General features: G+C 64.4%; 8 protein-coding genes and 1 pseudogene. 6 read left to right on the plus strand and 3 right to left on the minus strand.

Annotation, left to right across the window (positions count from 1 at the left end; all coding sequences use genetic code 11):
- The coding region (locus ACWFR4_RS45665; protein ID WP_453657520.1) for an MmyB family transcriptional regulator at positions 1-512 on the plus strand (512 nt) is incomplete at its 5' end.
- Positions 513-567: 55 nt separating this feature from the next.
- Here the strand turns inward: ACWFR4_RS45665 and ACWFR4_RS45670 are convergent.
- A complete protein-coding gene (locus tag ACWFR4_RS45670) occupies positions 568-1,482 on the minus strand; it encodes an MmyB family transcriptional regulator (protein WP_453657522.1) in 915 nt (304 codons plus the stop codon).
- A 2,090-nt stretch (positions 1,483-3,572) separates the two neighbouring features.
- On the opposite strand from ACWFR4_RS45670, the gene ACWFR4_RS45675 reads away from it, so the two are divergent.
- The 3 genes from ACWFR4_RS45675 (at position 3,573) to ACWFR4_RS45685 (ending at position 9,614) form a co-directional block, all read left to right on the plus strand.
- Positions 3,573-4,841 carry a helix-turn-helix domain-containing protein gene (locus tag ACWFR4_RS45675; protein ID WP_453657524.1) on the plus strand — a complete coding sequence of 423 codons (1,269 nt, stop codon included), beginning with the start codon at positions 3,573-3,575 and terminating at the stop codon, positions 4,839-4,841.
- Between the two features lie 3,214 nt (positions 4,842-8,055).
- On the plus strand, positions 8,056-8,982 hold the full coding sequence (locus ACWFR4_RS45680) for a ParA family protein (RefSeq protein ID WP_453657526.1): 927 nt from the start codon (positions 8,056-8,058) through the stop codon (positions 8,980-8,982).
- The gene (locus ACWFR4_RS45685; RefSeq protein WP_453657528.1) at positions 8,979-9,614 is read left to right on the plus strand and encodes a hypothetical protein; all 636 of its coding nucleotides are present in this window, start codon (positions 8,979-8,981) and stop codon (positions 9,612-9,614) included. The genes ACWFR4_RS45680 and ACWFR4_RS45685 overlap by 4 nt, the downstream gene beginning before the upstream one ends.
- Before the next feature lie 546 nt (positions 9,615-10,160).
- Here the strand turns inward: ACWFR4_RS45685 and ACWFR4_RS45690 are convergent.
- Both ACWFR4_RS45690 and ACWFR4_RS45695 read right to left on the minus strand, forming a co-directional pair.
- On the minus strand, positions 10,161-10,487 hold the full coding sequence (locus ACWFR4_RS45690; RefSeq protein ID WP_453657530.1) for a hypothetical protein: 327 nt from the start codon (positions 10,485-10,487) through the stop codon (positions 10,161-10,163).
- Positions 10,484-10,966: a winged helix-turn-helix domain-containing protein gene (locus ACWFR4_RS45695; protein ID WP_453657532.1), complete on the minus strand. Its 483-nt coding sequence runs from the start codon at positions 10,964-10,966 to the stop codon at positions 10,484-10,486. Before ACWFR4_RS45695 ends, ACWFR4_RS45690 begins: the two co-directional genes overlap by 4 nt.
- Before the next feature lie 1,128 nt (positions 10,967-12,094).
- Between ACWFR4_RS45695 and ACWFR4_RS45700 the strand changes: the two genes are divergently transcribed.
- Both ACWFR4_RS45700 and ACWFR4_RS45705 read left to right on the plus strand, forming a co-directional pair.
- Complete coding sequence (locus ACWFR4_RS45700; RefSeq protein WP_453657534.1) at positions 12,095-12,577, plus strand: hypothetical protein; 483 nt, start codon at positions 12,095-12,097, stop codon at positions 12,575-12,577.
- A pseudogene (locus ACWFR4_RS45705) lies at positions 12,578-13,477 on the plus strand (hypothetical protein); the annotation flags it as partial.

Here is a 13,477-nt window from a genome sequence, read left to right on the forward strand (position 1 = left end):
GTGTCACGGTCCCCTCGCTCCCTGTGTGGAAGAAGGTGATTGAGGGGATCGCGGACCCGGCCTACCTGACCAACGTGGAATGGGAGTTGCTCTGTTACAACTCTTCGTTCGTCGAGTTCTTTCGTGACGGCGTGCCACCGAAGAACATGATCCGCTGGATGCTCTTCAGTGATGAAGCCCGCGATGAAGTCCTGGGCGAGTGGGAGACCGCCTGGGCCCCGCAGAGCGTCGCATCAGTTCGCTACATGGTAGAAGAGTTCCCCACGAACGCGGGACTCCAGGAGCTGTGGGCCGACATTCTTGCTGACCCGATTCTGGCGGCTATCGAGCCGAAAGTCGGGAGTTACTTCAGGCCGGACGGCGACGCACGCCCCTTCTTCCACAGGAAGCTGGGATCGGGAACCGTCGAGATGGCCTCCGCGACGCCGGCATCCGCGCCGGGCGCTCGGTTCATCATCCTCAGCATGGACATCACCGAGCCGCTGGAGGATTCCACCGGACTCACGGGCTGACCTCGCAGATCTCGGCGCCCTCTGTTCGCAGGTGAGACCGCGCTCCCGGGCATTCCTACCAGCCTGAATGGTCATGCGTCCTCTGCCGTTCGTCGCGCACGGCCCCTTCGAAGGGCGTCAGTACAAGGGTGACGCGGGAGAACCCGGCTAGTTCCAGGGACCGTTCGTTCTCCTCGACGATCCGGCACGTCTGAATCGCGCCCAGGGGATCTTCGGTACGGATCCGGCGTACGTCCGGATCTGCTTGTGCGCTGAATACCCCCGCGGTCCAGCGCGGCACGTCGTCGAGGAAGGCGTTGCGCAGCGATGGGTGCATGTACACCTCTCGTCGCATGGCCTGCAGATGCGGGTCCTGGCCGTGCCGTTCGAGAGCAGCAGCCAAATGGGCGAGCATGGCCAGTTGCCATTGCCGGTGGTCAATCAGCACGTCCGGAGCGTCCGGGTGGAAGAGGGCGAAGCGGCAGAGGCTGTGGGCAGGCATGGCTGTGGGGTGAGGGCGAACCGTGGTGAACAGGTCGCGGTAGGCGCTATTCGCGCTCTGCACCTCCCACCGGTGGTTCACCACGAACGAGGGCAGGGACAGAGCGTTCAAAAGAACGGTGTAGTCCCGCAGGAGGGGTGAGTGCGTGTCGGCGCCCGTACTGGTGTGGCGGCTGGACGAGAGGGGTCCAGGCTGGGGCGGTCGCCCCACCGCGAGCCAGAAGAGTCTCGTCAGCTGCGGATCGGGAAGCTCCAGCGCCTCGCCGAGACTGCGGAGCTTCTCCTCAGTCCACTGCTTGGTGATCCCGTGTTCCCAGTTCGAGTACCCACGCGACGTCATCTCAAGGCGGCGGGCCATGTGATCCATCGTGAGCCCAAGATGCTCGCGGCGCGACTTGATGAACTCGTGCAGCCGGTGGTTGCGGATACCTTCAATTTCCCGCGTGGCGAGCGGCGTTGAAGTCTCCGTGTACTGAAGCGTCTGGTACAAGGCGCCATCCCCCTCGGCTGTTTGCTCTGCAGACCGGTACGGACGGGACGGCTCGAGTCCCACAACTGCACGCGCGGACTTCGCGGCATGCCGTGGGCCGCTGTGGGGGAAGACGGCCGCTGATGTCCCGTGGAACGTCAGACGTGGACTGCTCGACCTCTGAAGCATGCACGCTGGCGAGTCGCCTCGCTACGCAAAGTTTTTATGCGTAATTGCGGTACGTATAAATGGCGCGTCCCGAGGCGACGTGTCCCCCTGCGGACCCAAAAGAAGGTTCAATCTTCGATAGTTCAACGGGAAAGTAGCAGTGGCTCACCTGGCTAGGCGCTTCCGCGGCATTCGCAATCCCACTCGGCCGGCTTCAACTGCCACAAGGCCGTGGGTGATTCCAACAAGTCAGTGACTACATGTCGATACATCGGCGCTGCTCTTCGTAACAGTGTCTCGACGCTGCGATCACGAAGCGCAGTCAGATAACAGTCAATACGGGCAACGCTACACGCGTGAGTGCGCACCCGTTCACTCCCTGCTACCGGAAGCGTCGCTTCCTGAACGGCCCATTCCTGGCCAGCGGCAAACTCGCCAGGTATCCCTCGGAACACCAAGGCCTCACACCGCCCGGAGGCGGCGGCGACAGGTGGATCAGGGAGACCTATGGACACACGCAAGCTCAGCGCCCTCCAGGCCCAGCGCCATGACCGGGCGATGGCAGTTCTGCATGTACTGCAGCAACTCGGGCCGGGCCCACACCGATTTCACAGCATCGTGGAACGCTCGGGCCTGGAGGACGCAGAGGTCCGTCGCCGGCTGCTGGAGCTGGTTGCAGCCGAGGTGTGCTCCCGCCCCAGGACCGGGTACTACGAGATCGCAACCCACAAGGCGTCTGCGGGAGAGAGTCTTCCGGGCCTCATCCACGAGGCCTTTCCCTCGTCACCGGGCACCGGAGAACTGCTGAGACACGTCTTCAAACGCAGCGGTCATGTGACGCTGCTACACACCTACGTGCCCGTAACCGGCGAACGGGTATGCATAGCGGCTGCCGGATCGAACGATCTGCGTTTCCGAAGCGAACTTGCCTTGTCGCCGGGCGCTGTGCGGCAACTCCGGCAGGCGCCGCTGGATCTCGACGCTCCTGGACGTGTAATGCTGGCCCACCTCGTCGGGCACGACGAGTCGGCCCGAGAGGACCTCCGGCGCATCCGAGCCAGCCAGGTCGCACAGTCCTGCTCACCGCTCCCGGGCTGGCGGCTCGTGTCTACCCCACTGCGCAGGCTCCCCGGTGCGCCTGCAGTTCCAGGAGCAGAACCACGCGTCGTTGCGGCCCTGAGCATCGTGGTGCCGGCGGCAGCCCAAGCTTCCGCCTGCGTCGCATACGGGACGATGCTTCGTTCGGCGGTGAGGTCCGCTACGCAGACGACTGTCGTGATGCGCCCTCGAGAAGGGTCCCTACTCAAGGCTGTCTGACACGACATTCGTTGACTTCGCTCAATGCAACACGCATACGCGACAGCCGAGTTGGACAACTCGGCTCCAATTTGCACTGGAGGATGAGTGTCTTAGAGCCAATCGGCCCTGGCCACATGCCGTGACAGGGCCGGCGTCGCGTCCGAAGAGGTGTTCCACCACCTCTTCCGCCGCACGCCCGACGTCATCGCCCGACCGGCAAGTCGAGCGAGTCCCTACTTCCTTGGAAGTAGGGCGAATCACTCTCCCTCAAGAGCTCAAAGCCCCGTAGGGCTTTGACGTTCCCAGGATCAGGAACGGACCGGCTTCATGATGCAGCACGCCGCTGCCTTCTGTCACTGCAGTGTGCCCAATTGCCCTATCTTCTCCCCCCGCCTTGCAAGTTGCAGACGAACCACCACCGCTCGGCGCCAGCGCTGGGTGGGATCCCGTTGACCCTCATAGAGTCCCTGGGCCAGCCGCGAATCGCCTCGCCCGTCGGTCCCCCCGCCAACACGCAATGCCCCGGGGCTGCGTGGGACGTCGTGCCGTCAGTCCGAGGACGCAGGCGCCCCGAAGCGTCACCCCGGTCTCTGCCCACCAAGGGGGGAGGGCTTCTCGCGGCCCTTCCAGCCCTGTCGCCCCGGATGCACAGCCTTCTTCTGGATGGAGACCGGCACGGCGCCTACTCGGTGGCGAACCAGCAGCGCGGAGGCAAGAACTCCTCTTCCTCCGATCACGCCTGGGCCATCACGCGGGCGCTGGCTGCTGACGCGCTTCGAGCCGGATGGCACCGCTCTTCCTTCCTCCAGGTCCTGCTGGACGGCCCGTACAAGGCTGGCCACCACGCCCGCATGCTCCAGCACCGCCGCGGCTACGACAAAGCCGCCGCATGGCTCCAGCGGGCCTGGGACGGCGCACAGCAGTACGTCCAGTCGACCGCCCCCATCACGACACGCCAGGACTTCCACGCCGCCCTGGCGGCCTTCCGCTCGCGCATCGAATGCACCCCCTGGAAGGGCACCGCCGGCAAGACCGACCTGCGCAACCTCATCGCCCGCATGGAGATCTGCGCCAAGGCCGGAAGCTGGGACCACACCGTCTCCGAACGCGAACTCGCCGAACGAATGGGCTGCAGCCGCACCACCGCCCATAACTCCAACCAGCGCCTCCTCCACACCAAGGTGCTGCGCCAGCTCGACAACGGGTCCCCCACCGAAGGATCCCGCTGGATGCTCATATCCCGCGTGCCCTCCACCACGTCTCACCACTGGTCCACCCCCAAAGGGCCGGAGGCTGGGGGGGCCATGAGTGGCCCAGACGTGAGACAACCCGACACCGGTGCCGACATCGACTCCCAGACAGCCGGTCAGTTGATGCACCTCGACGCATTCGCCCACCACGGCCTCGGAGGCAGCGGACTCGCCGTCCTGGCCGCCCTGGCCGAACGAGACGGGCAAAGCCTCACCGAACTTCAGGCAAGCGCCTCCATCTCCCGTCCAACCGCCTACCGACAGCTCGGAAAGCTCAAGACCCTCGGCCTCGTCCGCCACGAGGGAGAGCTCTACCACCTCTACCCCACTGCCCTGGAGGGCATCGGAACACCGACCCAGGAGTGCGCCGATCCCGTCGCCGGGTGGCCCGAGACCGCCGAGCGCCTGGGAACCGCCGGCGCGGGAGAGCGGCGACGCAGACGCCATGAGGCCCACCGGATTCACTGGCGCCACGAACAAGTACGACTCGCCGAACGCCGCCGTGGCGCGCGACAGGCCCCTCTCCCCCACCCCGCCGTGGCCCAGTCGCAATACCTCCGCGCTGATGGCTGCGCCATCGACGCCGTCACCGGTGAGGTCATCGCGGGGTTGTATGCGGCTTCGGACGGGCGGTGGGTTTGGGATGAAGCGAACTCCATCTGACGCTATTGGCCGCCTGGCTGGCGGAACAGACTGGCATCACGAAGTCGAGTCCGCCAGATAGTTGAACCCTAAATGAGTTCTGTGGGGAGCTCTCAGAGATTGTGGTGCGCTCACGCGACCCCGCCGCGAAAGGCTGTGGCCGAGGTGGCTTCTGTCCGGGACACGGGCATCAGGGGCTGCAGTCTCCTTGACCGCGCACGATTCTCGAGCGGTTTTGGGACGCCAGCCTGCAGAGCCGGACTTGCTCCTGCCACTCCCTGGTGCATTCACAGGATCTGATGCAGTCATCGGGGCCAGGGAGCTGGACACGGCGGCCTGCGGCGCGCGTTGAACTGCGTGAGAGTCGACAAGATCTGTTCCCCCTCGCAGCCGCTCCTCGGCAGCCATGTGCAGCAGTTTGCTCTCTCCTGAGGCGCATCGCTGCTGTGATCTCTGATGAGCCACCCGCCGACTGGGTTGCTCCCCTGCTGACCCCTGCAATTGATGCGTGGCTGGTTGAACTGGAGGTTTGTGGACCGAGAACCGAGAACGCAATCAGTGCTGCGTGAACACGGACCTCAGCTCACCTGAGACGGAGACCAGGGGCGAGACTGCGCCGGCTCGTCGGACCGTGGTTGTTCAGGCGCCTCCAAGTCGGTACCGCGTACGTTCCAGCACGCCTTGGGCCTGAGCTGATGGCGCCAGTCAGGTCCGCAGCACTACGCGACTGCGAGGATGGATCGTGCCGCGGATGCGCTCAATTCGGATGTCGAATGCACTCAGCCTGTGTAGCCGACATCCTTGAGATGGTCGACTTCGGTTCTCGGCTGAGACCAGACCTCTCACGGCATTGGGGCCCCCGAGGCAGCGGGCGGCATCGCGTGCAGGGACCGCCAATGAGACAGACTGAACCTGCGGACCTGCCAGTAGAGACGCCCGCCACGTGGTCCTGCTCTCGTATGAGCCACAGCCCTATGTCGCTCTCGCTGGCCCTTCGTGGGCTGCGGTGTGAGATCTGAGGCTGGAGTAGTGCTGGGCACGTTCGAGAGGCTGGCTGCGTACTACTCGCAGAACGAGTGCATCCGTCTTCGCGAATGGAGCGTGACAGCCGCCAATTTTGGGACCTCGTGCTGCGCGAGTCGTGCGCTCTTGACGGCAACAAGTCGTTCAGCTGGCCGAGCGGCTTCTTCCGCGGGCGTGGTGTGGATCGACGGCTGACGTCTAGGGCTGGCTCTCCGCCTTCGAGCGGTTGACGTGGTGCGCGTTGAGACGCCAAGGCCGTGTGTAGAGGGATCGTCCTTCACCGTCCCACTCAGGCCATCGACTCGTCGACTCTGAGATCTTCCTGTAAGCCCGAGCTCCCTAGACTGCGTCGACGCCGCGGGGTGGGTCACGATGAGTTCATGCGCACAGCTCAGCGATCTCTTGTGCGCGCGACGGGCGCGTCGTGCGGATAGAACTAGGTGTCAGGACGTCTGCTGAGCGCGCATGCTCCCGCGCCCTTTCGTCCGAATCACCTCAGCTCGAGTAACCCTGGCAGCACCCTTAGCGACTCGCCCCGTCGCGCCTCGCCCTCCAACGCTCGAGAGCTGTGCGGATGTTGGACGGCCGGGCAATCCTGGAGGCGTGGGGTCACTGCGCACCAAACTGCCACGGATCCACTTGCTGATCTAGCGCCCCACGGCACAACGCGGGCAGGTAGAGTTCACCTTACGCGGAGCCTAAAAAGGGCACCTGACCTGCATGAACAAATAATCGCGCAAACATTGATGCAAGCTTGCACGCAAGCATGGCGGAAGGGGTGAGCATGCGCAGTGAAGTCAGCTCGGTCGCATGCACGTCACTCCGCATGAGTAGGGGCTATAGAGCAGGTTTCCCGAGAGGCTGTTGCGCAGGCCTGTACTACTACCTTGCACAAGACTTGCATCATGGCTCGCGTTTGCATATGACGTCCTGCAAGTTTGTAGGTGCGACTGGGGGTGTGCCTGGGAGTGAAGTTGGCTACCAGACTGGATGCAGTCAGGCATACCCATGCGAATGTGAGACGTTGGACCTTTGTCGAGGCTGGCTCCCTTGCACGTCAGGTGGTCAGCTTGCAGATGTGCCTCCTGATCCAGCACCTTGTTTGCCCCTGCGTTCGCTTGATTACTGGGAGTCCAGCAGGATCCCAGGTCGGGGTAAGGGTGCATCGCTGGGTCGATCACGGAGTGGGCAGCTCTGTCCGGGTCGGGGTTTGATGCCGAGCAGGTTCGACGGCATGACCGTCAGTCACCAATGGCGTCAGCACGCGGGGTTCCCTGGCTGTGAAGCGGCGGGCATGACGGCCTGCCAAGTGGACGGCGGGACTGGCCGTTCGCGATCCCATCCGAACGCGGATGTCTCGCCATATCCGAGTGGCGGCACGAAAGGTCATTTGACTGTTCGTTTCCAGGGCGGCCTGTGTTTCTGTCAGTTCGGCGGGCTAGTCCTGGGTGTGAACACACGTCTCATCACGTGTCTGGTTTCGGGTCCCTCGTTGTGCCGCATTGGTCGCACGCTTGGTCGTGCGCAATCTGATGTGGCGGCGCATGCAGTAGGTGGGTTGGTCGCCTGTCCATCCGCTTCTAGATACGGAGGCGCGAGGGTGAGTGGGCATAGATGCCTGCACGACCGCCGACAGGGCGGCCAACTATGAGGTGTGCATCCTGGCGTGTGAACGGGCCAGCTTTGCAACGGGTATTGAGATGGGGTCGGACGCGCTCTTGGCTGCAGACCGGCGAGTAGATCGTTCTGCGGGACCGCTTCCTGACATCACCGCAGGTCAGTAAGGCTACTCGGCAACCCTTAGATCGGCGTGCCGAGCCACCAGCACGTACGCATCCCTGGTAACGTCTCTCCCGCCTGGTTCCCCAACTGTTCAGGAGGTGACGGTTCTTGTGGGTACATCAAGTTGTCTATCTACCAGATCTATCGCCTGTATCCCTGGTTGGCACCAAGCGGAGTCCAACACTGTAGAGATTGCATGGCTCGGTACTGATCCCCCTGTTGGTGCGTCGTCCCGAGCGGTAGACCTGAGCAGCGGTGATGCCGGTTTTGGGGCGTTTCCGAGCTCCGGAGAGGCGGATCGGGACCTACTTCCCACCGCAGTGGAGCGATTTGGAGCGCAGGATCGTTCTGAGCGAAGTTCCAGCCCCCATACCTCCCCAAATTGGACACATCGCGCCCAGGTTTTGGGCCAGGAATGAGTGAGAGGACCATGGCCAGTCCCTTTGAGGCACCCGCCGCTTCCCAGCAGCTCCCACAGATCCCGTGGGCATCGCTGTCGCACATCTTCATGTTCGGCAATGGCAAGGGGGGTGTCGGCAAGTCGTCCGTCTCCGCGAACGCAGCCGGGAAGGCCGCGCGCAACGGACTTCGGACGCTCATCATCGACTGCAACGCGCAGGGCAACATCGCACGCGAGCTCGGCTACAAGCGGGCCGAGTGGAACGACGGGGGACAGGGACTCCTCGAGTCACTGAGGAACGGGACACCGCTGCGCCCGCAGCGGAACGTGCGAGAGAACCTCGACGTGGTCATGGGCGGGCCGGCGCTGGGCGACGAGTTCGGGATCTTCTTCCACACGCTGCTCGCCAAGGAAGGGCCTCACGCGTACCTCCGCCTGCTCTACTGCCTGCTGCCCATCGCGCACGAATACCAGATCATCGTCCTCGACACTCCGCCCGAGAACCCCTCGCTGCAGCGGCTGGCGCTCGCCACCGCACGCTGGCTCGTGATCCCCGTCAAGAGCGACGGCGGCGCCGAAGACGGACTCGCGCAGATCGGCATGGAGTTCTCCTACGTACGGTTCGTCAGCCAGCTCAACCCCTACGTGGAACTGCTAGGGGTCTTGCTGTTCGACACAGGCCGCACATATTCCGGCATCCATGCCGACGTACGCCGCCAGGTGCAAAAGGTTCTTGGCGAAGAGGCTCACATGTTCAAGCACTTGATCGGGCACACCGAGTCGGTGGCACGTCTAGTGCGCAAGCGCGGACTGCTCGTACAAGAGCTGGCGGACAAGCGGCGCGAAGGCGACCGCTCGGTGCCCGAAACAGCCGAAGGGCTGGCCGCCGACTACGAAGGTTTCACTGACGAGATGTTCACCCGGGCTCTCGAGCTGAGGAAGGAAGCTGCGGCATGACACCGCCCAAGAACAAGAAGAACGACGTGGACGGCGAGCAGAACATGTCCGACGAGGGTGTGGGCAACCTCTTCAGCGGTGGCGGCACGCCGTCGAACACCATGGCGGGGTGGGCAGCTGGCCCTTCGGCCGCGCCTATCGTGCCCCCGACGCCGATCCAGACCATGCCCGCACCGTCCGCTTCGCGTCCGGTGGCCGTGATTCCGCAGCCGGCGCAGGTAGCTGAGCAAGCGGCACCGGAGTTGGTCGACGACGCTGACACTGCGAAGCCTGTTGGCTTCTACGTGTCAACGAACGTGGCCAGCCGCTTCCGTAAGTACGCCAAGAACAGCGATCTCACTCACACGCAGATCGTGTTTCAGGCCGTCGAGTACGCGGTTACTGGTGACAAGGAGCTCGCCCAGGTCGTATCCGACGCCCGCCGCGCGCCGAAGTTCCAGTCGATGCTTTTCGCGGTGAAGGCCGACGACGGCGATCTGCGGGGCCTTGGGCCGGTGCAGCTTCAGTACAAGCCGACCAAGGCGCAGCATGCGACGATCGACGGTTTCGTCGCGGCGTCAGGGCTGCCGGACCACACCAAGTTCCTTGCCGTGGTGCTGGACAACTTCCTGCCGGGGCGCAAAGACGTGTGAGTAGGGATGGCACGGAGCGGGGAGGTTGTTGGACCAGTCCTCGTTGGCTGCCGCGGTGTTCATCCTGGGCCTGGTCAGCGCGAAAGTAGCCTCATAGGGAGACGCAGACAGCCCCTTCGCTCGAAGGGGCTGTCTGCAGGTTGCCAGAGGCCACTATCAGCGCCTCGCTCAATGCGACCAGCCCGACGGTGAAGGCCATCTGCCAGCCCCAGCGTCACCGATCAGGTCACGTGGGCTGCCCCCGGCACACGCATCCACACCGAGCCCGAGCACGCCGAGGAACCGCTTGCTCATCCGCAGGTGCGGCGACCCGGTCTGGAGCTTCTTCACCCGGTCTTGACGTACCCGTCACCCATCTCTTCCCCTTTCCATGCGCACGAGCGGAAGGCGAACCGCCTCCCGCTCTTGCGTCGTCTCTGTTGTGGCGAAGCAAGGTGCACCGCCACGAGCTGCACGACTCTGTTCCTTACAGGCACAATGATGTGCAGCCCCTGCATCATGCTGTTTCCCTGAGGCACGACCCGAGCTGGATCGCGCCTCAGGAGGTCACGCGGTGCGCCGGAGCGGCACCACGTTGTTCGGCTTCGGCTCGGCCTCATGGCCAAGCCCGTAGTACGTGACGTTCCCGTGGCGGCAGGCGACACGAAGCCAGCCAGCCTCCACAAGGCGAGGGATCGTCCTGGACAGAAGGGGCCGGTTCATGTCGATCTCTTTCGCCACCTTCTCGCCCGTCAGGACCACGGCGTCACTGAACTCCGGGTCCTTCTCGGCGGTGAGGTAGAAGAGAACGATCCGCATCTGTGGATGCGGCAGCCCCACCAACTTGCGTAGCACCTTGGGCTCGATGCCTTCAGAGGCAAGCGGTGCGCTCATGCTGTACGACCTTTCTGCTCTGGAGTACCGGGGGCGACAGGGAGTCGGTAGGTGGCGGCGTCTTCACGCTGCCGCTCACCGCCCTCCCGTGAGGCGTGATGCGGACTGGCCTTGTAGTAGATGACACGTCCGTGCCGTTCAGCCTCGAACAAGTACCCGGCCTTGGTCAGGCGCTTGATCGCGGTCGCTACGGTGCGGGCGCTGATCCCGAGAAACTCGGACATCCGCGCACGAGGCCAGCGGAGCACATCTCCTCGTCGTTCCGGACCGTGGACGTGAAGTGCCAGGACGTCCCGGTCGGACGGGGTGAGCCCGGACTCCTTCGACAGGATTTGCAGGCCGGTTCGGTTGCTTACTGCTGTGAAGCCTCCTGGGAAGTTGTAAGTGGGGCGACGGTTGTCGTCCAGGTCGTAGAACTCATGGACCTCTCCCGTCGCGGGGTCGGCGAGGCGCCGCAGCGGTGCGGGGTTTGCTGACATGTCAGCAAGCTCGACCTTTCCCCTGGGAAACAGTGGACGCGGGGATGATTGCACAGCACTGTTTCTCAGAACAACAGCCCCACGCCAAAGGGCACTTTCATCCCCCTTCCGGGGGAATCCACGGCATCGAGCACCGTCGAACGTCGCCCTTCCTGGCTCACCCAGATGACAGATCCACCCGCCACGAGAATCGCGCCTGCGGGCTTCAAGCGACCGGCTTCTCATCGCATCTTACTGTTCCTCAAAGTTACAGTCGATGGTCTCTCGTTGCATCGTGAGACGTCCCTGGTTGCATGATGAGAGGCCTCCTGTTTCAACATGAGCGGTCTCGTTTTGCATGATGAACCGCACCTCATTGCATCCTCAAGAGAGGTGTTTTCGCAGGTCAGAACGCTATTGGCCGCGCGTTCCTCTTAGTGCATAACAGGAGGGGTGACCCAGCGCAGGTCCGCTCGGGATGCCCTGCGGTCCTCGCGCAAGCGCTCCGGTCCTCGGGGTGCCGGGCATGCAGTGTCGTCACCTGCGGCCACGTGGGAGTACCGCAGCGCGCAGGCAAAAAGTAGCGTGGCCGATGCCCGGTGAATCTTGAGCTGCCACGCGCGCCTGCTAGGTCGACTGACCGCATCGTTGTGGCTGGCTTTCTTGGGCTGAGGCTCAGTCACCCAAGGACTGCATGCGGCTAGCCTTTTTGGTTTTGGCCATACAGGCCTGCGGCGAGGGCGAGCTCACTGGCGAATACGTGGACCACAAGGTGGCGTCGCTCGTGCGGGTTGCGAACTGGAAGTTGCTGTTGATCGTGGTCCCGGCGGTCCGGCAGCCGGCGTGCCCGGCCGCCCAGCGCACCGTCCCGGACGAAGAGGCCGATGAGGGCCGGGACGTTTTTCGAGGTCGATCACGCGCTGAGGGTTGGTCATGCGGATGTTGCACTGCTGAACCAGCATGCACACATTCCGTAATGCGGACCGCGGGGCAAGATCTTTCACTGATCGCTCCCGCTCCACGGAACACTGCAGCTCAGCCCCGCTCTTGAGCCCTCTCACCGTCAAGCATCGGTTGTTGGCAGCGTAGGAGGACCTTCTCAATTCCTTGATCGTTCTGCGCTGCCCACCGGACGTGGGGAGTGTGTACGTGAATCAGTATGGGCGGCTCGCGGAGCAGCACTGGCAGAACTTCCGGGCCAAGAGCATCGCGGAGATCGATGATCCCGAGGCGTTCTTCACCGAGCTGGGCGGCGATGTCCAGGACGAGGTGCGGGTCCGCTGGACTGCCGAGCGCCTGACTGCGCCCGCCGTGGCGGGGGAGTCCTACCTCGAGCGGGTCGGCCGTCTCCAGCAGTTGCGTCACGAGGCCGAGGCCGAGGTCTTGCGTGAGCTCGTGCTGTTGCCTGCCGACGACGACGTCGACCTGGCCGATGACCCGCACCTCACCGGTGCCGAGCTGGCCGAGGAGCAGTGGCGCGAGCACCATCTGCACGACCTGCTGGCGGGCCGCAGCCGGCCGGGGGACTTCAGCGCCGCGGAGCGTGCCCGTCTCCGCGCCGGTGCTCCAACCCGGCTTTTGGAGCTTACGGGGCTCTCGGATGAGGCTCTTGGCCGTCAGGGGCTGCTGTAAATGGCGGCCAGTGAGGGGGCGTTCCGCCCTGAGGACCAGAACGAGCTCGCTCCGGCCGCACCGATGGCTCGCCTGGAGGCGAACCTCGCCGCACTGCGTGTCCTCCGGCTGATCCAGGGCGAGAACCGGGGCGCGACTGCCGAGGAGAAGCGGGTCTTGGCCCGGTGGTCGTCATGGGGTGCGCTGCCGAATCTGTTCGCCCCGTCGCGGGAACGGACCAGGAGCCGGCGGGAGAAGTACGAGGCCGCGCAGGCGGAGCTGCGGGACCTGCTGAGCGAGACGGAGTACGCGGCCGCGAAGCGGACCACGCTGAACGCGCACTACACGGACGCAGCGTTCGTGAAGGTGATCTGGCGGGCGCTGCAGGCACTCGGGTTCAAAGGCGGCCGGGTGCTGGAGCCGGGCTCCGGCGTGGGCACGTTCATCGGCATGGCGCCCGAGGGCGCCGAGATGACCGGTGTCGAGCTCGACCCGGTGACCGCGGCGATCAGCCAGGCCCTGTACCCGCACGCCCGGATCGTCAACGAGGGATTTGAGAAGTCGCGGATCAAGCCCGGCGAGTACGACGGGGCGATCGGCAACGTGCCGTTCCACTCCGCCCGCTTGAGCGACCCCCGGCACAACCCGGGGAACTTCCCCATGCACGACCACTTCATCATCAAGGCCCTGGAAGGTGTGCGGGTCGGGGGAGTGGCCGCGTTCATCACCTCCACCGGCACCCTGGACAAGTCCTCCAAGGCCGCCCGCGCGGAGATGGGCGAGCTCGCTGACCTGGTGTGCGCGATCCGGCTGCCCAACGGAGCGCACGCCGCGGCCGCCGGCACCGACGTCTCAACCGACCTGCTCGTCTTCCGCCGCAAGGCGCCCTCCCACAAGAAGCAGGGCGCTGTCTTCGCGAAG

This window comes from Streptomyces sp. NPDC055140, from assembly GCF_053607285.1.

What these genes read in the sequence shown, in the direction of transcription:
- ACWFR4_RS45675 (WP_453657524.1), top strand. Translation starts at nt 3,573, where the DNA reads ATGCACAGCCTTCTTCTGGATGGAGACCGGCACGGCGCCTACTCGGTG.
- ACWFR4_RS45680 (WP_453657526.1), top strand. Translation starts at nt 8,056, where the DNA reads ATGGCCAGTCCCTTTGAGGCACCCGCCGCTTCCCAGCAGCTCCCACAG.
- ACWFR4_RS45685 (WP_453657528.1), top strand. Translation starts at nt 8,979, where the DNA reads ATGACACCGCCCAAGAACAAGAAGAACGACGTGGACGGCGAGCAGAAC.
- ACWFR4_RS45690 (WP_453657530.1), bottom strand. Translation starts at nt 10,487, where the DNA reads ATGAGCGCACCGCTTGCCTCTGAAGGCATCGAGCCCAAGGTGCTACGC.
- ACWFR4_RS45695 (WP_453657532.1), bottom strand. Translation starts at nt 10,966, where the DNA reads ATGTCAGCAAACCCCGCACCGCTGCGGCGCCTCGCCGACCCCGCGACG.